Origin of the sequence: Pseudomonas sp. WOUb67 (genome assembly GCF_050058005.1) — a bacterium.
Lineage (GTDB): Bacteria > Pseudomonadota > Gammaproteobacteria > Pseudomonadales > Pseudomonadaceae > Aquipseudomonas > Aquipseudomonas putida_R.
Map to the genome: position 1 here is coordinate 4,335,021 of NZ_CP170112.1, position 18,634 is coordinate 4,353,654.

Below are 18,634 nucleotides of genomic sequence, written 5' to 3' on the forward strand. Positions count from 1 at the left end.
GTTAGGGTTTGCCCTTGCATTTTTACTGGCAAAAATTGCCCATTAAGTGTGCTATTCAATGAATAAACTGCACTTTTGCAAAAAACGTTCGATTAACGGACAGGCCTGACCGCATGAAATCCACCCTCCCCGGTGTCCCGTTGTTCAAGCTGTATGGCGAAAACCAGGCCTGGCCCGGCACCGACCTGCTGCACTGCGAGTCGATCCCGGCGCGTAGCCGTTTGCACCACTGGGAAATCAAGCCGCACCAGCATGCCGAACTGTTCCAGCTGCTTTACGTACAGCGCGGCCAGGCCCAGGTGGAGGTCGAAGGCGTGCGCAGTGCCATCGGCGAGGCGGCGATCCAGGTGGTGCCGCCAATGACCGTGCATGGCTTTCGCTTCAGTGCCGATATACAGGGGTATGTGCTGACCTTTGGCACCGCACTGGTGGCGAACCTGGAACAGCGCTTGGGCGCGCCGCTGACGGTGCTGGCGAAACCGGCGTGTTACCCGCTAGGCCAGGACCGCGTGCACCTGCGTAGCCTGATCGGCACTTTGCAGCAGGAGTACCAAGGCAATGCCCCCGCGCGGGCGGCCATGCTCGAAGCGCTGGTGACCGCGCTGATGGTGTGGATCAGCCGCCGCCAGCAACTGGGGCAAGCGCCGCGCAATCGGGATGAGCGTGACCGCCAGTTGTTGGGGCAGTACCTGCGACTGGTCGAAGCGCATTACCGCGAGCACCTGTCGGTAGAGGACTTCGCCGCGCGATTGAATGTTCCGAGCCTGCAACTGAACCAGTTGTGCCGGGCGCTGAGTGGCCAGACTGCGCTGCAGGTGCTGCACCAGCGCTTGCTGCTGGAGGCGCGGCGCAACCTGATCTATACGCGGATGAGTATCGGGCAGCTGTCGGATAACCTGGGGTTCACCGACCCAACTTACTTTGCCCGGTGGTTCAAGCGCTTGAGTGGGCAGACGCCCAATGGGTATCGCAGGTCGGTGCAGCCGGAATGAATTGTGGCTGTCTGTACCGGCCTCTTCGCGGGCACGCCCGCTCCCACAGGTATTGCATCACGCCCGCAAGCGGCGCACCTCTGTGGGAGCGGGCAAGCCCGCGAAGAGGCCGGTGCAAGCAACACGCATTTTCAGCCCTTGCTTGACGTATACGTAAACCTGCCCTCAGGATAACCGCATACCCCACGCCGAGCCCCAGCATGAGCACCCAGACCTACAGCATCTCCGACCTGTCCCGCGAGCTGGACATCACCACCCGTGCCATCCGTTTCTACGAGGAGCAGGGCCTGCTGAGCCCTGAACGCCGAGGCCTGGAACGTATCTACACGGCGCGCGACAAGGTCAGCCTGAAGCTCATCCTGCGCGGCAAGCGCATCGGCTTTTCGCTGGCCGAGTGCCGCGAGCTGATTGAGCTGTACGACCCCACCAGCGGCAACCTCAAGCAGCTCAACAGCATGCTGGCGAAAATCGCCGAACGCCGCGCCCAGCTGGAACAGCAGATGCTCGACATCCACCAGATGCAACTTGAACTGGACACCGCCCAGGAGCGCTGTGAGCAAGCCCTGGCCGCCACCCTGAACAACAAAGACAACCGCTGAACGCCACAGGAAACCCGCCATGCCCTTGCCCAAAGAAGTCCGTCTGGTCGAAGTAGGCCCCCGCGACGGTTTGCAGAACGAAGCCCAGCCCATCAGCGTTGCCGACAAGGTGCGGCTGGTGGACGACCTCACCGAGGCGGGCCTGGCCTATATCGAGGTGGGCAGTTTCGTCTCGCCCAAGTGGGTGCCGCAGATGGCCGGTTCCGCCGAGGTGTTCGCCGGTATCCAGCAACGCCCCGGTGTGACGTATGCGGCGCTGGCGCCAAACCTGCGCGGCTTCGAGGACGCCCTGGCTGCCGGGGTGAAGGAAGTGGCGGTGTTTGCAGCTGCCTCCGAAGCGTTCTCGCAGCGCAACATCAACTGCTCGATCAGCGACAGCCTCAAGCGCTTCGAACCGATCATGGAAGCCGCGCGCAACCACGGTGTGCGCGTGCGCGGCTATGTTTCGTGCGTACTCGGCTGCCCCTATGAAGGCAAGGTCAGCGCCGAACAGGTGGCCCTCGTGGCCCGCGCCCTGCATGACATGGGCTGTTACGAGGTCTCGCTGGGCGACACCATCGGCACCGGTACCGCCGGTGATACCCGACGCCTGTTCGAGGTGGTATCGGCCCAGGTACCACGCGAGCAACTGGCCGGGCACTTCCATGATACCTATGGCCAGGCATTGGCCAACGTCTATGCCAGCCTGCTCGAAGGTATCAATGTGTTCGACAGCTCGGTGGCCGGGCTGGGTGGCTGCCCTTACGCCAAAGGCGCTACCGGCAACATCGCCACGGAAGATGTGGTGTACCTGCTGCAGGGGCTGGGCATTGCTACCGGTATCGACCTGGACCGGCTGATCGCCGCGGGCCAGCGCATCAGCAGCGTACTGGGCCGCGGCAATGGGTCGCGGGTAGCACGGGCGCGCAGCGCGCAATAAGTCATACGGGTGTCACATAGGTGTGGGCGAAGTGTTACCGCCCCCACGTTTCACAGCAAAAAATCGGGTAACAGGGAAACAAATCGACAGAATTTCAGGCCAGACAATTTCCATGCAAATCGCTAAGCGCTTGATTTTAAAGGGTTTGAAAAAGTTGGCACGCACCCTGCTATATCTTTCGTACAAGAACAAAAAAAATGTGACACCCAATAAAAACAACAGGTAACGGCTCTGACATAACAAGAACAACACGGCAGAGGCGTAGCAAGCAGATCTTTTTGGAGTCGACATGCTTTTCAGGGGTACGCCCCGCGGTCTGGCACAGAACAATAAAACTACCTGAAGGTAGCTACAGCCAGGTTCGGATCAATGATGAAAGCAGGTCAGCGCTCAAAAAAATACGTTTGCTCTTGACCCCGCATGGGGGTCGCTCGCAACACCAAGGCAGGCTGACAAAAACAACAAAAAGCCGGTCTCAATAATAAAAAAAGAGCAAGCAGCAACGCTTTGGGGGGAGCTTCGGCTCCCCTTAGTGCTTCCTGCCCTCCTCATTCTCCTCCTCCTGCTTTTCCTCGTTCTGTCCTTCGATCTTCTCCACCAGCAACGGCATCGTGCCCAGTACCAGCAGGGCCAGTACCGTACTGATCAACGCCGTGGCTTCGCGCCCCATGCCGGCAGCCGTACCGATGGCAGCAGTCATCCATAGCCCCGCGGCGGTAGTCAGGCCTTTCACATGGCTGGTGTCCTGGCCGTTACCTTTGAGGATGGTACCCGCCCCCAGAAAGCCGATACCGGCGACGATACCCTGGATCACCCGGCTTAGCGCTTGTTCATCGGCCCCGGCCATGCTGGGTGCCAGCACGAACAGTGCGGCACCCAGCGAGACGAGCATGTGGGTGCGCACCCCGGCGGATTTGCCTTTGTGTTCGCGTTCAAAGCCCAGCACAGCGCCAAGTATGGCTGCCATCAGCAGGCGCACCAGAATGCGCGTGACCTCGCGCTCATCGGTGACATCGGCGAATTCGGCCTGGATTGCTTCCCAGATGACGTCCATCACAGTTGTCCCCATGCAGAGCCTTGTGTAGCAGATCCGGCCTTTTCGCGGGCATGCCCGCTCCCACAGGTACTGCACCGTTCTTGATATTTGTGGTGATCCTGTGGGAGCGGGCGTGCCCGCGAAGAGGCCAAGCCTGCCCTATGCAGAGTTGACCTCTGCACACAGGGCAAAGTGCCGCTCAGCCTGTTGATGCAGCAACCAGCCCCTCACCGCGGTCCACTCTGTACATCCCCGAGGAGGACTTCACCATGCCCGTTGAAATTGAAGAATCCACCCAACGCTGCACCCTGATCGGCGAAGACCTGCGCATCGAGGGTGATGGCCCTGATATCGAAATCATCACCGACGAACAACTGCGCATGTCCGTGGCCTTGCTCGCAGGCCAACGCGTGCCCATCACCGAATCCGAGGCGGATGCACTGACCGTGGCGGGTGCGGTGGATAGCCGCAGGCACCTGAAGACCAGTGTGCCAGGCTCGGTGATCTAAGGCCTGGCGGGGCCGAGCGGGTAATCTGATACGGTTTTTATCGCAAAATCTGAGCCTGTGCTGATAACAGCCTCAGGGCCATAGTGCTCATGCCTGATCGAGGCCTGATGAGCACCGAACCATGAATAACAGAATCCCTTTTACAGAGATCGCCGCCGCCCCAGCCAGCCACCCACCGCGTCGCATCGACAACGGCATCCACACCCGCAGTTTTACCGGGCTGTACCGTAGCCTGCGCATCGGCTTTGCCGGCGCCCTGTTCGTGCTGTTTTTTGGCACTGCCTGGCTGAACTGGAATGGCCGCCAAGCCGTGCTGTGGGACTTGGGCGAAAGCAAATTCCACATCTTTGGCGCCACCTTCTGGCCACAGGATTTCATCCTGCTGTCGGCGCTGCTGATCATCTGCGCCTTCGGCCTGTTCGCCATCACCGTGTATGCCGGCCGGGTGTGGTGCGGCTACAGCTGCCCACAGAGCACCTGGACCTGGCTGTTCATGTGGTGCGAAAAGGTCATCGAGGGTGACCGCAACCAGCGCATCAAGCTCGCCGCCGCGCCCTGGAGCCTGAACAAACTGGCACGCCGCACCCTCAAGCACAGCCTGTGGCTGGCCATCGGTGTAGTGACCGGGCTGACCTTTGTCGGCTACTTCACGCCTATCCGGCCACTGGCTGCAGAGCTGTTCACATTGCAACTGGGCGGCGTGGCGCTGTTCTGGGTGCTGTTCTTCACTGCTGCCACCTACATCAACGCAGGCCTGCTGCGTGAAGCGGTGTGCCTGCACATGTGCCCGTATGCGCGCTTCCAGGCGGTGATGTTCGACAAGGACACGCTCGCGGTCGCCTATGACCCGCGCCGTGGTGAAGCCCGTGGCCCGCGCAAGAAAGGCAGTGACGTGGGCGCGCAAGGCCTGGGCGACTGCATCGACTGCACGCTGTGCGTGCAAGTGTGCCCCACCGGCATCGATATCCGCGATGGCTTGCAAATGGCCTGCATCGGCTGCGCGGCGTGCATCGACGCCTGTGACGGAGTGATGGACAAGATGGGCTACGCCCGCGGGTTGATCGGTTACAAGTCCGAACACAGTTTGCAGGGCGGCACCACCCACTGGCTGCGCCCGCGCCTGCTGGGCTACGTCGCTGCGCTCGGGGTGATGATCGCGGCACTGGTGGTGGCCTTGCAGATGCGCCCGATGGTTTCGCTGGACGTGATCAAGGACCGCGGCCTGTTCCGTGAAAACGCCCTGGGCCAGATCGAGAACATTTACCTGCTCAAGGTCATCAACAAGACCGAGCGCACCCAGCACTATGCGCTGCGCCTGTTGGACGCTGACGGTTTCATCTTGCAGGGCAACACCGCATTGGTGATCCCGGCCGGCGAAATGAGCGAACTGCCGGTCTCGGTGGCGATGCTGGCCGAGCGCCCGGCCAGCAGTTCGCAAACGCTGAGCTTCGAAATCAGCGAGCGCGACGACCCTGCCATTCGCAGCGTGGCGCAAAGCCGCTTCGTCGCACCGATGAACCGCTGATCCCTTACACTGACTCCACCTTGCCTGCCAGGCTTCGACAGAAGGCCAGAATGAAACGCTACGAACGCTTCGCCGACGACATTGCCGAACTGATCCGCTCCGGGGTCCTGGGCCCCGGCCAACGCGTGCCTTCGGTGCGCTACGCCAGCCAGACCCACGGGGTCAGCCCGTCCACCGTGTTCCAGGCCTACTACCTGCTGGAGCGGCGCGGGCTGATCCGTGCCCGGCCGCGCTCGGGCTATTTCGTCAACGCCCACGCCCCGCGCCAGTTCAGCGAGCCGCAGGCATTGCAGCCGGTCAGCGAGTCGACTGACGTGGACGTCAGCGGCTTGGTGTTCTCGATCCTCGACTCGATCAAGGACCCCAACACCATACCGTTCGGCTCAGCCTTCCCCAGCCCCGAACTGTTCCCGCTGCAGCGCCTGTCGCGCTCGCTCGCCAGCGCCAGCCGCAGCATGGACCCGCGCATGGTGGTGACCGACCTGTCGCCCGGCAACCCGCAGCTGCGCCGGCAAATTGCCCTGCGTTACATGGTCGGTGGGCTGATGCTGCCGATGGAAGAGCTGCTGATCACCAACGGTGCACTTGAAGCCCTGAACCTGTGCCTGCAGGCAGTGACCCAACCGGGCGACCTGGTGGCCATCGAGGCCCCCGCCTTCTATGCCTGCCTGCAAGTGCTGGAACGGCTCAAGCTCAAGGCTGTGGAAATTCCCGTGCACCCGCGCGAAGGCATGGACCTGGGGGTACTGGCACAGACGCTGGAAAAACACCCGGTGAAGGCCGTCTGGTGCATGACCAACTTCCAGAACCCGGTAGGCGCAAGCATGCCGGAGGCGAAGAAGCAGGCGCTGGTGGAGCTGGTGACGCGGCACCAGGTACCGTTGATCGAAGACGACGTGTACGCCGAGTTGTATTACTCGCAACAGGCGCCAAAGCCGGCCAAGGCCTTCGATACCCAAGGCCTGGTGATGCACTGTGGCTCGTTCGCCAAAAGCCTGGCACCCGGTTACCGCATCGGCTGGGTGGCGGCCGGGCGCTTTGCGCAGAAGATCGAGCGACTGAAGCTGATGACCTCGCTGTGTGCCTCGATGCCGGCCCAGGCTGCGATAGCCGACTACCTGCAGCACGGCGGCTACGACCGCCACTTGCGCAAATTGCGCTACGCCCTAGAGGGCCAGCAGGCCAACATGCTGTCGGCCATCGCCCGCCACTTCCCGGCGCAGACACGGGTCAGCCAGCCCTCGGGCGGCTACTTCCTTTGGCTGGAGCTGCCCGAGCAGATGGACGCCCTCAAGCTGTTCCACATGGCCCTGGCCCAAGGCATCAGCATCGCCCCGGGGCCGATCTTTTCGCCCACCCGCCGCTTCGGCAACTGCATTCGCCTGAACTACGGCAGCCCCTGGCATGACAGCGCCGAACGGGCCATGGAAACCTTGGGACGAATCATCCGCTCGTTCTGAAGTAAATATGCACAATGCCAGCTATAGTTGCCAAACTCGCAGGCAGGATAGCCAGCATGCCCCCGGAAAACACCTCAGCTTGCATCGAGCAACTACAAGAAAAATTGCTCGAACTGGAGGCGCAGAATGCCGAACTGCGCCTCAAGGCGGCCTGTCATGACGTCATGGCAGGCCACATGCATCAAGGTTTCTGTGTACTCGAAATGCTCGAGGACAGGAACGGGCAGCTGTATGACTACCGTTACATCCTTGCTAACGACGCTTGTTTGCACCACACCGCCCACCCCAAACAATTGGGCCGTACGGCCCGCGAAACGATCCCGGACGAAATCGACACCTGGCTTCCGCGCTTCGCAGAAGTGGCGCGCTCTGGGCAACCCTTGCATTTCGAGGAACGGCTGGCGTTGACCGACCGCTGGCTGAAGCTGTCGGTGCACCGTCTGGAGCCCGCCAGCCAGAAACGAGTGGCAGTGATCTTTACCGGCATGCCGGCCGAACAGGTAACCCTCGATAACCTGCAAGCACGTAACCAGGAGCTGTCGAACAAGGTCGACAAGGAACAAGCCAACAACAGGCTGCTAGGCGAGCTGGTCGACCACAGCCTGGCCAACGTGTTTGCCGCAGACCGCAGCTTCAGGCTGCTGGCGATCAACCGCACAGCACAGGAAACCTTCAAGCGCCTGCGCGGTTTCGTACCCAAGGTGGGTGACTACATTCCGCAATTCCTGTCACGCCAGCCGGATATCAAGAGCCAGCTCGACCCGGTGTGGCCACGGGTGATGGCCGGCGAGGCATTCGTCGAGAACATCGCCTTGGGTGGGCCGCACGCACTGCGTCATTATGAGCTCCGCTACAACCCCTTGCTTGATGCTCAGCAGCAAATACAGGGGGGATACCTGTTTGCCTACGACATCACGGAACGCGTCGCTGAGCAGGAGCGCCTGCGAGAAATCGAAAACGCTTTGCGCCAATCCCAGAAGATGGAAGCCGTCGGCCAGTTGACCGGCGGTATATCACATGATTTCAACAACCTGCTCGGCAGCATCCTGGCAGCCCTGGAGGTGGCCTGCGAACGCCAGGCAGAACACCGGTACCCGGAAGCCACACGGCTGCTGGCCATCGCCCGGCAGGACTCCCAGCGTGCCGCCGCGCTGGTAAAACGCCTGCTGGCATTTTCCCGCCAGCAAACCTTGATTCCGCAAACCACGGATGTGCATCAACTGGTGGCCGGCATGCACGACCTGATCAAGAGTTCGCTGCATGAAGGTATCCACTTCGTTGACCAGACACAGGCCGGCCAATGGCTGATTGCAATTGATCCTCCACAACTGGAAAGTGCTTTGCTAAATCTGTGCATCAACGCCCGCGATGCCATGCCATTGGGTGGCAAATTGTGTATCAGTTGTGCGAATGCCTCACTTGATCAAGCACAGGCCAGCGTACTGGACCTCCTTCCGGGTGACTACCTACAGGTCTGGGTCAGCGATAACGGCATTGGCATGGCCGCCGAGGTGGCCCAACGCGCGCTGGAGCCATTCTACACGACCAAACCATTGGGCCAGGGCTCCGGCCTCGGGCTGTCGATCGCCTACGGTTTCGTCCGCCAGTCCGGGGGGCAAATGCAGATCACCAGCGAACCAGGGCAGGGGACGCGTGTTGACTTGTACCTGCCCAAAGATAGCGATGCCGTAGTTGCACCGCTTGCCCTCCCCCAACCGGCAGCCGACAAATTCCCTAACAGGCCCCGCCTGATCATGCTCGTGGAAGATCAGGCCAACATGCGCCTTGTGATCGAAGATGTTTTGCAAGGACACGGGCACGATGTACGCACATTCAGCGACGGGCGCAGCGCACTGGATGCTGTACAGGCCGGCTTGCGGCCTGAGCTGCTGGTCACCGACATTGGCCTGCCGGGCGGCATCGACGGCCGACAATTGGCCGCAGCCCTTCCCTCAGACGTGGCAGTGCTTTTCATTACCGGTTACACCGCCGACCAGGTCGGTGTCGCGCCATCACGACTCTGCAGCGTGCTGTGCAAGCCATTCGACCTGACGTCGCTCGACCAGCACGTCGAAAAACTGCTGGCCAACCTGCATTCGTCGAAATGAACGGCTGTACGCGCAAGGGCAAGCCACACTAAAGTCTGGCTGATACTTATTCTGGATGTCACCATGCCCCACCGCGACCTGTCCGGCCTGCACCGGGAAATCGAGACTCTGCGCCAACGTAACGCGCAGCTCGAATCACAGTTTCGGCAACAGCAGGATCAGGACCACAGCGTCTACCGCTTTCTGTTCGACACGATGGACGAGGGGTTCTGCATCATCGAATTCTTCGATGGCCCGCATGGCCCACTCAGCGACTATGTGCACGTCATTGCCAATGCCGCCTACGCCAAGCACGCCGGCATCCCCAACGTTGCCGGCCAGAAGTTGCGCGAGATGGTACCCGACGAGGCCGACGTCTGGGTGGCCTGCTACGGAAGGGTGCTGCACACGGGTGAGCCTTTGCATTTTGAGCAAGAACTGGTCGCCACCGGCCATGTGCTGTCGGTAACCACCTTTCGCATCGAGCCCGCCAGCAAGCGCCAGGTAGCGGTGCTGTTCAAGGATGTGACCGAACGGCGGCGGGCCGAAGTGGCACTGCAACGTCTCAATGACGAACTTGAACAGCGCGTTCGCGCCGCGCTAGCCGAGCGCACACGCTTTGCCGAACTGGTCGAACACAGCGTTGCCAACGTGCATATGATCGACACCGGCATGCGCTGGGTGGCCATAAACCGTCAGGCCAAGCTCGACTTTCATCACCTCTACGGGGTGACGCCGGAAGTGGGTGACTGCCTGCCCGACCTGATGGCCGGTTACCCGCAAGACCAGGACTTCATCCTGCCGCTCTGGCAGCGCGCCTTGTCTGGCGAGCAGTTCACAACGACGGGCATGTTCGGACCAGCGCCAACACAACGGCATTACGAATTGCGCTTCAACTGCATGCGTGATGCGGACGGTAACGTTCACAGCGCCTATCTGTTTGCATACGACATCAGCGAGCGGGTCGCCGACCAGCAACGCTTGCTCAAAGCCGAACATGCACTGCGCCAAGCGCAGAAAATGGAAGCTGTGGGGCACCTCAGTGGCGGCATTGCCCACGACTTCAATAACCTGCTTGGGGGGATTCAGGGCGCACAGGAGTTGATGCAGCGGCGGCTTGAGCAGAAGCGTTTCGACCAGTTGCCCGAACTGCTGCAGGTTGCCAGTGGCGCTGCACAGCGGGCAGCCGCTGTGGTTCACCGGCTATTGGCGTTCTCGCGCCAGCAAACACTGCTACCGCAACCCACTGACGTATCTCGTCTGATTGCGGGGATGGAGGCATTGATCCAGGGCAGTGTCGGCCCCGGCATAGAGCTGCATTACCGTCTTCAAGAACAGCTATGGTCAACGTTCATCGACCCTCCTCAGCTGGAAAGCGCCCTGCTCAACCTGTGCCTCAATGCACGCGACGCACTGCCGGACGGCGGCAAGGTGCTGATCCACGGTGAGAATCTCAGCATCGATCCGCAGCGCGCGCAGGCACTGGGTCTGTTGCCGGGCGACTATCTTCACCTGGGTGTCGAAGACAACGGGCTGGGTATGTCGCCGCAGGTGCTCGCGCAAGCGATGGATCCGTTTTTCACCACCAAACCCATGGGCCAGGGGACCGGCCTGGGGCTGTCCATGGTGTATGGTTTCGTGCGCCAGTCCGGTCGCCAACTGCAAATTGATTCCGCGCTCGGCAAAAGCACATGCGTGGACATATACCTGCCACGCCACCATAGCCAGCAGGCTGAAGAGCATGCAGGTTTATCTGCAACGTTTGAAGCGCAAGCCAGCGTAACCGGCGCCCTGGTCGTACTGGTCGAGGACCAGGCAGCGCTGCGCGCGGTGCTCAGCGAAGTGCTCGAGGAATCTGGGCATATTGTTCAGGCGTTTGCGACGGGCCCGCAAGCACTGGGTTATCTTGAAAGCTGCCAGTCTCCAGACCTGCTGATCAGTGATATAGGCCTACCCGGCGGGCTGAATGGCCGACAAGTCGCCGAGCGTTGCCGAGCCTTGCACCCGCTCACTCCGGTGCTTTTCATCACCGGTTACGATGAGAGCTCAGTATTGAACCAAGGCCAGCCGCTGGAGCACTCCAGCGTGCTTACCAAACCCTTTGACCTGATTACCTTGGCCAATGAAGTGACAAGGTTGCTGGAGCAATTGCCTGTGGACAAGGAGCGCCAGGGATGAGCAACGACTGCTCTTTGGAAGTAGCCGAAGAACTGCAACGCCTGCATGATCGAATTGCGTACCTCGAACGGCACAATGGTCAGTTGCAGTCTGCACTGGCAGGCATTGCCCAGCGCCTGCAAGAGGCGGATCGGTACCGGTTCCTGTTCGAAAACATGGAGGAAGGCTTTTGCATCATCCAGTTCATCGACGGCCCACAGGGGCCTCTGAGTGACTATGTCCACCTGATGGCCAACCCGGCCTACTGCCGTCATGCCGGGCTCAACGGTGTGGTGGGGCGCAGGCTGCGTGAGGTGATTCCTGACGAGGCGGATGTCTGGCTGAATTACTTCGGCACCGTGGAGCGTACGGGAGAACCGCTGTACTTCGAGCATGAGCTGCTCGCAACCGGGCGTTGCCTGGGTTTGGCAGCGATCCGCATCGAAACGTCCGAGGATCACCTGGTCGCAGTGATCTTCCGCGATGTGACGGCGCGCAAACACGCTGAAAACGCACTGCGGACCCTGAACGAAGAACTTGAGGAACGCGTGGCACAGGCCGTTGCCAAGCACCAGAAAGCCGAAGCTGCCCTGCAGCAGGCGCAAAAGCTGGAAGCGGTCGGGCAGTTGACAGGGGGGCTAGCCCACGACCTCAACAACCTGCTCGGTGGCGTACTTGGCGCTCTTGAGCTTGCCAGGTTGAGGGTGGCCGACGAACATCAACAGGCGACTCTTCCTGCGCTGCTGGACAGTGCGCACAATGCCGCGCAACGGGCTGCCGCACTTATTCACCGGTTGCTGGCATTTTCCCGCCAACAGACCTTGCAACCCTGCCCTACGAATGTATCAGAGCTGGTCAGTGGCATGCTGGAGCTGATCAGCCGCACCATTGGCCCGCACATCACGCTTGGCTTCTGCCACAACGAGGCTGCGTGGGCCGTGCGCATCGACCCGCCACAGCTCGAAAGTGCACTGCTCAACCTCTGTATCAATGCTCGCGACGCCCTTGCTGCCGGAGGCAGGATCCGGATAACGCTCGACAACCTGCAAATCCCTCCACAGCGCGCCGAGCCACTGGACCTGGCGCCAGGCGAATACCTTTGCCTGAGCGTCGAAGACAACGGGGGCGGCATGGCAGATGATGTTCGGGCGCGCGCGGTCGACCCGTTCTTCACTACCAAACCCATGGGCCAAGGTACCGGGCTTGGCCTGTCGATGGTGTACGGCTTCGTGCGGCAATCAGGGGGGCAGTTGCAGATCGAGTCGACCCAGGGCCAGGGGACGCGGGTGAGCCTGTTCCTGCCGCGGCATCATGCGTGTCCAGACGCCCGCTTGCCCGGCCCGGAAAAATCAGTGGCGTACCGACCTGCAAGCGCCGTGCGAGAGATCGTCGTGGTGGAAGACGTAGACGCCATGCGCCTGGTCATTGCAGAAACGCTGCATGACCTGGGGCATAGGGTCAAGGTGTTCGGAGACGGCCCCATGGCGCTTGCCGGGATGGAGGGCCGCCCCCGGCCCGACCTGCTGATCAGCGATGTCGGGTTGCCGGGGGGTATCAACGGGCGCCAGCTGGCCGACAGGCTGCGATTGTCCTACCCGGGCCTCAAGGTCTTGTTCGTTACCGGGTACGATGAGCATGCCGTGCTTGCCGAGGGCTCTCTGGACGACGGCATGAGCGTGCTGACCAAGCCGTTCACCCTGCCAGCATTGGCAACGCGCGTCAGCCAGATGCTTGAAGCGTGAAACAGCGGGTGCTCAGCGCCCGCCGCTCAGGTCGATGAAACTGCCGGTGGAGTAGGACGCTTTGTCCGAGAGCAGCCAGAGGATGGCTTCGGCCACTTCCTCGGGGCGCCCGCCGCGCCCCATGGGCAAACCGGGCTCAAGCTTGCTGACCCGGTCGGGGTCGCCGGACAAGGCATGGAACCCGGTGTGGATGTAGCCCGGGCGCACGCCATTGACCCGTACACCCTCGCCTGCCACTTCTTTGGCCAGGCCGATGGTGAAGGTGTCGAGCGCGCCCTTGGAGGCGGCATAGTCGACATATTCGTTGGGCGAGCCCAGGCGCGCCGCCATCGATGACACGTTGACGATGGCCCCGCCCTGCCCACCATGCCGGCGCGCCATACGCAGCAATGCATGCTTGGCGCAGAGCATGGGGCCGACGACGTTGGTCTTCATGACTTTGAGCAGGCGGAACTCGGACATGTCCTCGACCCTGCTCTGCTGGCCGATGGTGCCGGCGTTGTTGACCAGTGCGGTGACCGGGCCCAGCTCTGCGTCGACGCGCAGGAACAGCTGGATGATCTCATCCTCGACGCTGGCGTCGGCGCGCACGGCGATGGCCTCGGCGCCCAGGGCGCGGACCTGGCCGAGGAGGGTTTCGGCGGCCTGGTCGTCGGCGTGGTAGTTGATGCAGATGCGGTAGCCCTGGCGGGCGGCCAACAGCGCCGTGGCGGCACCGATACCGCGGCTGCCGCCGGTGATGACGATGACGTTCTCCATGAATTTGCCAATCGCTTGGGGAAAGGAGGATCGACAATAGGCGAAAAGGTTACAGATGGGAATGACCAGGGTCAGCTGAAACAACCCTGTACCTGCCCTGCTCCGCCCTGCGCTTGCTCTTGCTCTTGCTCTTGCTCTTGCTCTGGCTTTTGATCTGGCTTTTGATCTTCGCGACTTCAGGAGGCCGAACGCAGGCCTTGCGGAGGGAGGTGACGGGCATGGATGCCCGTCAAGCGCTGGGCCCCAGGATGGGGCCTGCAGCGCGGTCCTCCCGGGAGCAAGCCCGGAGCGAGGGAACCCCGCAGCGCAGCGCAGGGGCCGGATGATCGGAGCGCAGCGTTTTTTGGTTACTTTTTGCCGCGTTTGGCAAAAAGTGACTCGCCGTAAGGGCGAAAAGGTGAGTCTGCGTCACCATCGCGAACGGACTGTTCTCCGTTTCAATACCGCCGCAGAAGCCCTTGATCTTGGGATGTGGGCCTTAACCCAGTGTACACATTCGTTCGCGTAGGTGGCGCTTAGTCACCTTTCCGCCCTTCCGGCGGGTCCCTTTTTGTCGTGGCAAAAAGGAACCAAAAACCGTCCGCTCCCGTCATCCGGCCCCTGCGCTGCGCTCCGGGGTCCCCTCGCTCCGGGCTTGCTCCCGGGAGGACCGCGCTGCAGGCCCCATCCTGGGGCCTAGCGCTTGACGGGCATCCATGCCCGTCACCTCCCTTCGCAAGCCCTGCGCTCGGCCTCCTGAAGTCGCAATCTGTGTCGCCTGGGCTATCGCGCGCTTAGAAGCAAAAGCCGAAGCAAGAGCAAGAGCAAGAGCGATAACGCCGGAACCTTTGTGGTGTGGATTCGCTCAATGCCCCGCTGATGCCGGCCCAGCCTTGGCCGTGAACGGCGGCTTCGCAAACCACACCAACAAGATCAACCCGGCAAACACCCAGGTCATCAGGGTGAAGTAATCCACCGTCGACATCATGTAAGCCTGCCCGTTGAGTATCTGCTCCAGCTGCGCATAACTCTGCGGGTTGGCCCCGCCCAACTGCTCGAGCGTATGCCGCGTCGCCGGGTCGAACTGGCTGATGTTCTCACTGAGATAAGCATGATGCTGGTCCGCCCGGCGAATCCAGATCCACGTCGTCAATGACGCCGCAAAACTCCCGCCCAAGGTACGCAGGAAAGTCGCCAACCCCGAACCATCGGCAATCTGGTGCGGCGGCAGGTCGGACAGCAGGATGCTCAACGTCGGCATGAAGAACAACGCCACGCCAATACCCATGAACAGCTGCACCAGGGCCACATGCTGGAAGTCCACCTCGCTGGTGAACCCGGCACGCATGTAGCAACTGGTACCGATCGCCAGGAACGCCAGCCCCGCCAGCACCCGCAGGTCGAAGCGGTGCGCGTACTTGCCCACGAACGGCGACATGATCACCGGCAGCAAGCCGATCGGCGCCACCGCCAGGCCGGCCCAGGTGGCGGTGTAGCCCATCTGCGTCTGCAACCATTGCGGCAGGATCAGGTTGATGCCGAAGAAGCCCGCATAACCGCCGACCAGCACAATGGTGCCGACGCGGAAGTTGCGGTGCACGAACAGACGCAGGTTGACCACCGGGTGGCGGTCGGTCAGCTCCCAGATCACGAACACCGCCAGGAACACCACCGAAATCAGGCTGCCAATGATGATGAACGACGATTCGAACCAGTCCAGGTCGTTGCCTTTGTCGAGTACGACCTGCAAAGCCCCGACACCGACGATCAGCGTCAGCAAGCCGATGTAGTCCATCGGCTGGCGGCTGGTGACCACCGGCCGGGTGCGCATCTGCTGGCGCACCACGGCGGCGGCAAACAGGCCGATGGGCACGTTGATGAAGAAGATCCACGGCCAGCTGTAACTGTCCGTGATCCAGCCCCCCAATATCGGCCCGGCAATCGGCGCCACCACCGTGACCATCGCCAGCAGCGCCAGGGCCATCCCCCGTTTGGCCGGGGGGTAGACGGCAATCAGCAAGGTCTGGGTCATCGGGTACAACGGCCCGGCGACCACGCCCTGCAAAATCCGGAAGCCGACCAGTTCGGGCATCGACTGGGCGATACCGCACAGGAACGACGCCAGCACGAACAACAGCGTGGCCCAGATGAACAACTTCACTTCGCCAAACCGCCGGCTGAGCCAGCCAGTCAACGGCAAGGCGATGGCGTTGCTCACCGCGAACGAGGTAATGACCCAGGTGCCCTGCTCGTAACTCACCCCCAGATTGCCGGAAATGGTCGGCAACGCCACGTTGGCGATGGTGGTGTCGAGCACCTGCATGAACGTCGCCAGCGACAGCCCGATGGTAGTCAGCAGCAGGCTCGGCGGCGTGAACTGGGCAGCGGCGTTGTTGCTCATCGCTGGGCCGTCTTGCCGGGTGCGCTGTTGTCGTGGATCAACCGGGCGATCAGGTTGTCGGCCTCGACCAGCTGACGGTCATACACCTGGGTGGTGTAGCTGGCCTGCTGTGGGGGCTGCTGGGCCAGGGCCGGGCCGCTCTGGTCATGCAGGTCGACTTCTACCACGGTGGACAAGCCAATGCGCAGTGGGTGGTCCTTGAGCTGGTCGGGGCTCAAGTGAATCCGCACAGGTACGCGCTGGACGATCTTGATCCAGTTGCCGGTGGCGTTCTGTGCCGGCAGCAGGGCGAAGGCACTGCCGGTGCCGGCGCCAAGGCTGTCGACCGTGCCGGTGTACTTGACCTCGCTGCCGTACAGGTCGGCGCTGATCTGCACCGGCTGGCCGATGCGCATCTCACGCAACTGGGTTTCCTTGAAGTTGGCGTCGATCCATACCTGGTCCAGCGGGATGACCGCCATGGTCGCGGTGCCCGGCTGCAGGCGCTGGCCCAGTTGAACGGTGCGCTTGGCAACGTAACCGGTAACCGGTGCCACCAATGTGGTGCGGGCGTGGTCGAGGTAGGCCTGGCGAAGGTCGGCGGCAGCGGCCATGACCTCGGGGTGCGAGGAAACCACGGTGTCGTCGACCAGCGCGCTGCTGGTGCTGAGCTGCTGACGTGCGCTGTTGACAGCGGCCTGGGCCACACTCAGGTCATCGCGGGCGTGGGACAGCTCTTCTGCAGCAATCGCCCCGCTGTCGGCCAGCACCTTGCGCCGGTTGAAGTCCTGCTGGGCTTTGCGCAGTTCGGCCTGGCGGGTTTCCAGCTGGGCCTTGAGCGAGTCGACATTGCTGTACAGCCCGCGCACCTGGCGCACGCTGCGTGCCAGTTTGGCTTCGGCAGACTGCAGGGCTACCTCGCTGTCGGCCGGGTCGAACTGCAGCAACACCTGGCCGGCATGGACCAGGTCGCCGTCATCGGCACCAATACTGGTGACGGTGCCGGTGACCAGCGGGGTGATCTCCACCACGTTGCCGTTGACGTAGGCATCGTCGGTGCTTTCGTGCCAGCGCCCTACCAGGCTGTACCAGGCCCAGGTGCATGCACCGGCAAGTATCAGCAACAGCAGCAGGCCAAGCAGCCAGGCCTTGCGCTTGCGCGACGGCTCGGGCGCGGCGGAGGGAGTCGGGGTATCTGCGGGAGTGGCCATGACAATACCTTGGATAATTCGTGACAGGGTTCAACGGTCGCCAAAGCGGCGGATCGTCAACGGGTCGCCGGCACCGAGCAAAACCTTGGCCAGCAAGCCTTCCAGGGCCTTGAGCTCTTCGGGCGCCAGCACGCCGCACAACTCGTTCATGGCGGCAGCGCCAATTTCCGGGAGGCGGTCGGCCAGGCGCTGGCCATCGGCGGTGAGCGCCAGGCGCACCAGGCGACGGTCGTCGGCGCAGCGGTTGCGCACAATCAGCTCCTTCTGCTCGAGCCGGTCGAGCATGCGGGTCATCGAACCGCTGTCCAGGCCCAGGTAGCGGCACAGCTCGGCCGGGGTATCCACCTGGTACTGGGTGACGATGATCAGCACCTTGAACTGCGCGGCGGTGACGCCCTCTGATTCGAGGTGCCAGTCGAGAATGCGGTCCTTCAGGATCGCCGCACGGCCAAGCAGCATGCCGATGGCGCAGGTCTGGAAGTTTTCGGGGGAGAAATGGGCCATCGGAGGCTGCTCGGGTAATTGTGTGAAAATATTACTGCCTAGGCAGTGAATGTCAAAGCTTTGATTAGCTAGCTATGAAAAATTTCATATTTCTGCCTGAAATGCGGCCGCTCCTACAGGGATCTGCGCCAGGGCAGTTAGCGGGCTTGCAGGCCCAACGCCTCCACCGTCCCGCAGGCAATCGCCATACCCACCAGCTCAGCCAGGCTGCCCGCCTCTAGCCGCTTCATCACCCGGCTGCGGTAAAGGTCGACGGTCTTCACACTGATGCCCAGTTGCTCAGCAATCTCGCGGTTGTTCAACCCCTGGGCCAACGGCACGAAAACGTCACGCTCACGCGGGGTGAGGCCGTCGATGCGCGCCTGCACCAAGGCCATCGCCTGGTCGCCCTGCCGCGCCCGCCCGGCGTGCTCCAGCGCCGCCTGCACGCTGTCGAGCAGCAGCTGGTCGTTGTAGGGCTTTTCGATGAAATCGCAGGCGCCAGCCTTGAATGCCCGCACCACAATCGGCACATCGGCATGGCCGCTGACGAAGATCACCGGCAGCGCCAGGCCGCGCTCGCGCATCGCCTGCTGCACCGCCAACCCGCCCAGCCCCGGCATACGCACATCCAGCAGCACGCAAGCGGGCCCATCGTCGACGCAGGCATCGAGAAACGCTTGCCCGCTGGCGAACGGCAGGGCTTGCAGGCCCACCGACTGCAGCAGCCAGACTGTCGAGTCGCGCATCCCCTGGTCGTCATCGACCACATACACTTTCGCTTGCACCACCGCCC

The 18,634-nt window shown here is 62.1% G+C and carries 15 protein-coding genes; 9 read left to right on the plus strand and 6 right to left on the minus strand.

Annotated features, from left to right (window positions below):
• Positions 1-113 precede the first annotated feature (113 nt).
• The 3 genes from ABOC32_RS19310 (at position 114) to ABOC32_RS19320 (ending at position 2,510) form a co-directional block, all read left to right on the plus strand.
• Positions 114-992 carry a helix-turn-helix domain-containing protein gene (locus ABOC32_RS19310; protein ID WP_426808436.1) on the plus strand — a complete coding sequence of 293 codons (879 nt, stop codon included), beginning with the start codon at positions 114-116 and terminating at the stop codon, positions 990-992.
• A gap of 200 nt (positions 993-1,192) precedes the next feature.
• Positions 1,193-1,591: a MerR family transcriptional regulator gene (locus ABOC32_RS19315; protein ID WP_016487404.1), complete on the plus strand. Its 399-nt coding sequence runs from the start codon at positions 1,193-1,195 to the stop codon at positions 1,589-1,591.
• Between the two features lie 19 nt (positions 1,592-1,610).
• Entirely contained in the window at positions 1,611-2,510 is a 900-nt protein-coding gene (locus ABOC32_RS19320) for a hydroxymethylglutaryl-CoA lyase (RefSeq protein ID WP_426808437.1), read from the plus strand.
• Positions 2,511-3,039: 529 nt separating this feature from the next.
• Here the strand turns inward: ABOC32_RS19320 and ABOC32_RS19325 are convergent.
• A complete protein-coding gene (locus ABOC32_RS19325) occupies positions 3,040-3,564 on the minus strand; it encodes an MgtC/SapB family protein (RefSeq protein ID WP_426808438.1) in 525 nt (174 codons plus the stop codon).
• A 251-nt stretch (positions 3,565-3,815) separates the two neighbouring features.
• On the opposite strand from ABOC32_RS19325, the gene ABOC32_RS19330 reads away from it, so the two are divergent.
• The 6 genes from ABOC32_RS19330 to ABOC32_RS19355 all read left to right on the plus strand — a co-directional run bounded on the left by ABOC32_RS19330 (position 3,816) and on the right by ABOC32_RS19355 (position 13,026).
• Positions 3,816-4,055 (plus strand): DUF3203 family protein, encoded by a 240-nt coding sequence (locus ABOC32_RS19330; RefSeq protein WP_043196021.1) that lies wholly within the window; start codon positions 3,816-3,818, stop codon positions 4,053-4,055.
• Between the two features lie 121 nt (positions 4,056-4,176).
• On the plus strand, positions 4,177-5,580 hold the full coding sequence (gene ccoG, locus ABOC32_RS19335; protein ID WP_426808439.1) for a cytochrome c oxidase accessory protein CcoG: 1,404 nt from the start codon (positions 4,177-4,179) through the stop codon (positions 5,578-5,580).
• Positions 5,581-5,630: 50 nt separating this feature from the next.
• Complete coding sequence (gene mapR / locus ABOC32_RS19340; protein WP_426808440.1) at positions 5,631-7,040, plus strand: GntR family transcriptional regulator MpaR; 1,410 nt, start codon at positions 5,631-5,633, stop codon at positions 7,038-7,040.
• Positions 7,041-7,525: 485 nt separating this feature from the next.
• Positions 7,526-9,148 carry an ATP-binding protein gene (locus ABOC32_RS19345; RefSeq protein WP_426811630.1) on the plus strand — a complete coding sequence of 541 codons (1,623 nt, stop codon included), beginning with the start codon at positions 7,526-7,528 and terminating at the stop codon, positions 9,146-9,148.
• A 63-nt stretch (positions 9,149-9,211) separates the two neighbouring features.
• Positions 9,212-11,305, plus strand: coding sequence for a PAS domain-containing protein (locus tag ABOC32_RS19350; RefSeq protein ID WP_426808441.1), 2,094 nt, complete (start codon positions 9,212-9,214; stop codon positions 11,303-11,305).
• Positions 11,302-13,026 (plus strand): ATP-binding protein, encoded by a 1,725-nt coding sequence (locus ABOC32_RS19355; protein ID WP_426808442.1) that lies wholly within the window; start codon positions 11,302-11,304, stop codon positions 13,024-13,026. The genes ABOC32_RS19350 and ABOC32_RS19355 overlap by 4 nt, the downstream gene beginning before the upstream one ends.
• Positions 13,027-13,038: 12 nt before the next feature.
• On the opposite strand, the gene ABOC32_RS19360 is transcribed toward ABOC32_RS19355, so the two are convergent.
• The 5 genes from ABOC32_RS19360 to ABOC32_RS19380 form a co-directional block, all read right to left on the minus strand.
• Positions 13,039-13,785, minus strand: coding sequence for an SDR family oxidoreductase (locus tag ABOC32_RS19360; RefSeq protein ID WP_426808443.1), 747 nt, complete (start codon positions 13,783-13,785; stop codon positions 13,039-13,041).
• A gap of 844 nt (positions 13,786-14,629) precedes the next feature.
• Positions 14,630-16,165, minus strand: coding sequence for a DHA2 family efflux MFS transporter permease subunit (locus ABOC32_RS19365; protein WP_426808444.1), 1,536 nt, complete (start codon positions 16,163-16,165; stop codon positions 14,630-14,632).
• Positions 16,162-17,355, minus strand: coding sequence for an HlyD family efflux transporter periplasmic adaptor subunit (locus ABOC32_RS19370; RefSeq protein ID WP_426808445.1), 1,194 nt, complete (start codon positions 17,353-17,355; stop codon positions 16,162-16,164). Before ABOC32_RS19370 ends, ABOC32_RS19365 begins: the two co-directional genes overlap by 4 nt.
• Positions 17,356-17,385: 30 nt before the next feature.
• Positions 17,386-17,859 (minus strand): MarR family winged helix-turn-helix transcriptional regulator, encoded by a 474-nt coding sequence (locus tag ABOC32_RS19375; RefSeq protein ID WP_086974202.1) that lies wholly within the window; start codon positions 17,857-17,859, stop codon positions 17,386-17,388.
• A 137-nt stretch (positions 17,860-17,996) separates the two neighbouring features.
• On the minus strand, positions 17,997-18,629 hold the full coding sequence (locus ABOC32_RS19380; protein ID WP_426808446.1) for a response regulator transcription factor: 633 nt from the start codon (positions 18,627-18,629) through the stop codon (positions 17,997-17,999).
• Positions 18,630-18,634 lie beyond the last annotated feature (5 nt).

Excerpts from the sequence above, each read along its gene's own strand:
- ABOC32_RS19315 (WP_016487404.1), top strand. The coding sequence starts at position 1,193 with ATGAGCACCCAGACCTACAGCATCTCCGACCTGTCCCGCGAGCTGGAC.
- ccoG (WP_426808439.1), top strand. The coding sequence starts at position 4,177 with ATGAATAACAGAATCCCTTTTACAGAGATCGCCGCCGCCCCAGCCAGC.
- ABOC32_RS19360 (WP_426808443.1), bottom strand. The coding sequence starts at position 13,785 with ATGGAGAACGTCATCGTCATCACCGGCGGCAGCCGCGGTATCGGTGCC.
- ABOC32_RS19375 (WP_086974202.1), bottom strand. The coding sequence starts at position 17,859 with ATGGCCCATTTCTCCCCCGAAAACTTCCAGACCTGCGCCATCGGCATG.
- ABOC32_RS19370 (WP_426808445.1), bottom strand. The coding sequence starts at position 17,355 with ATGGCCACTCCCGCAGATACCCCGACTCCCTCCGCCGCGCCCGAGCCG.
- ABOC32_RS19365 (WP_426808444.1), bottom strand. The coding sequence starts at position 16,165 with ATGAGCAACAACGCCGCTGCCCAGTTCACGCCGCCGAGCCTGCTGCTG.
- ABOC32_RS19355 (WP_426808442.1), top strand. The coding sequence starts at position 11,302 with ATGAGCAACGACTGCTCTTTGGAAGTAGCCGAAGAACTGCAACGCCTG.
- ABOC32_RS19330 (WP_043196021.1), top strand. The coding sequence starts at position 3,816 with ATGCCCGTTGAAATTGAAGAATCCACCCAACGCTGCACCCTGATCGGC.
- ABOC32_RS19350 (WP_426808441.1), top strand. The coding sequence starts at position 9,212 with ATGCCCCACCGCGACCTGTCCGGCCTGCACCGGGAAATCGAGACTCTG.
- ABOC32_RS19320 (WP_426808437.1), top strand. The coding sequence starts at position 1,611 with ATGCCCTTGCCCAAAGAAGTCCGTCTGGTCGAAGTAGGCCCCCGCGAC.
- mapR (WP_426808440.1), top strand. The coding sequence starts at position 5,631 with ATGAAACGCTACGAACGCTTCGCCGACGACATTGCCGAACTGATCCGC.
- ABOC32_RS19325 (WP_426808438.1), bottom strand. The coding sequence starts at position 3,564 with ATGGACGTCATCTGGGAAGCAATCCAGGCCGAATTCGCCGATGTCACC.
- ABOC32_RS19345 (WP_426811630.1), top strand. The coding sequence starts at position 7,526 with ATGCCGGCCGAACAGGTAACCCTCGATAACCTGCAAGCACGTAACCAG.
- ABOC32_RS19310 (WP_426808436.1), top strand. The coding sequence starts at position 114 with ATGAAATCCACCCTCCCCGGTGTCCCGTTGTTCAAGCTGTATGGCGAA.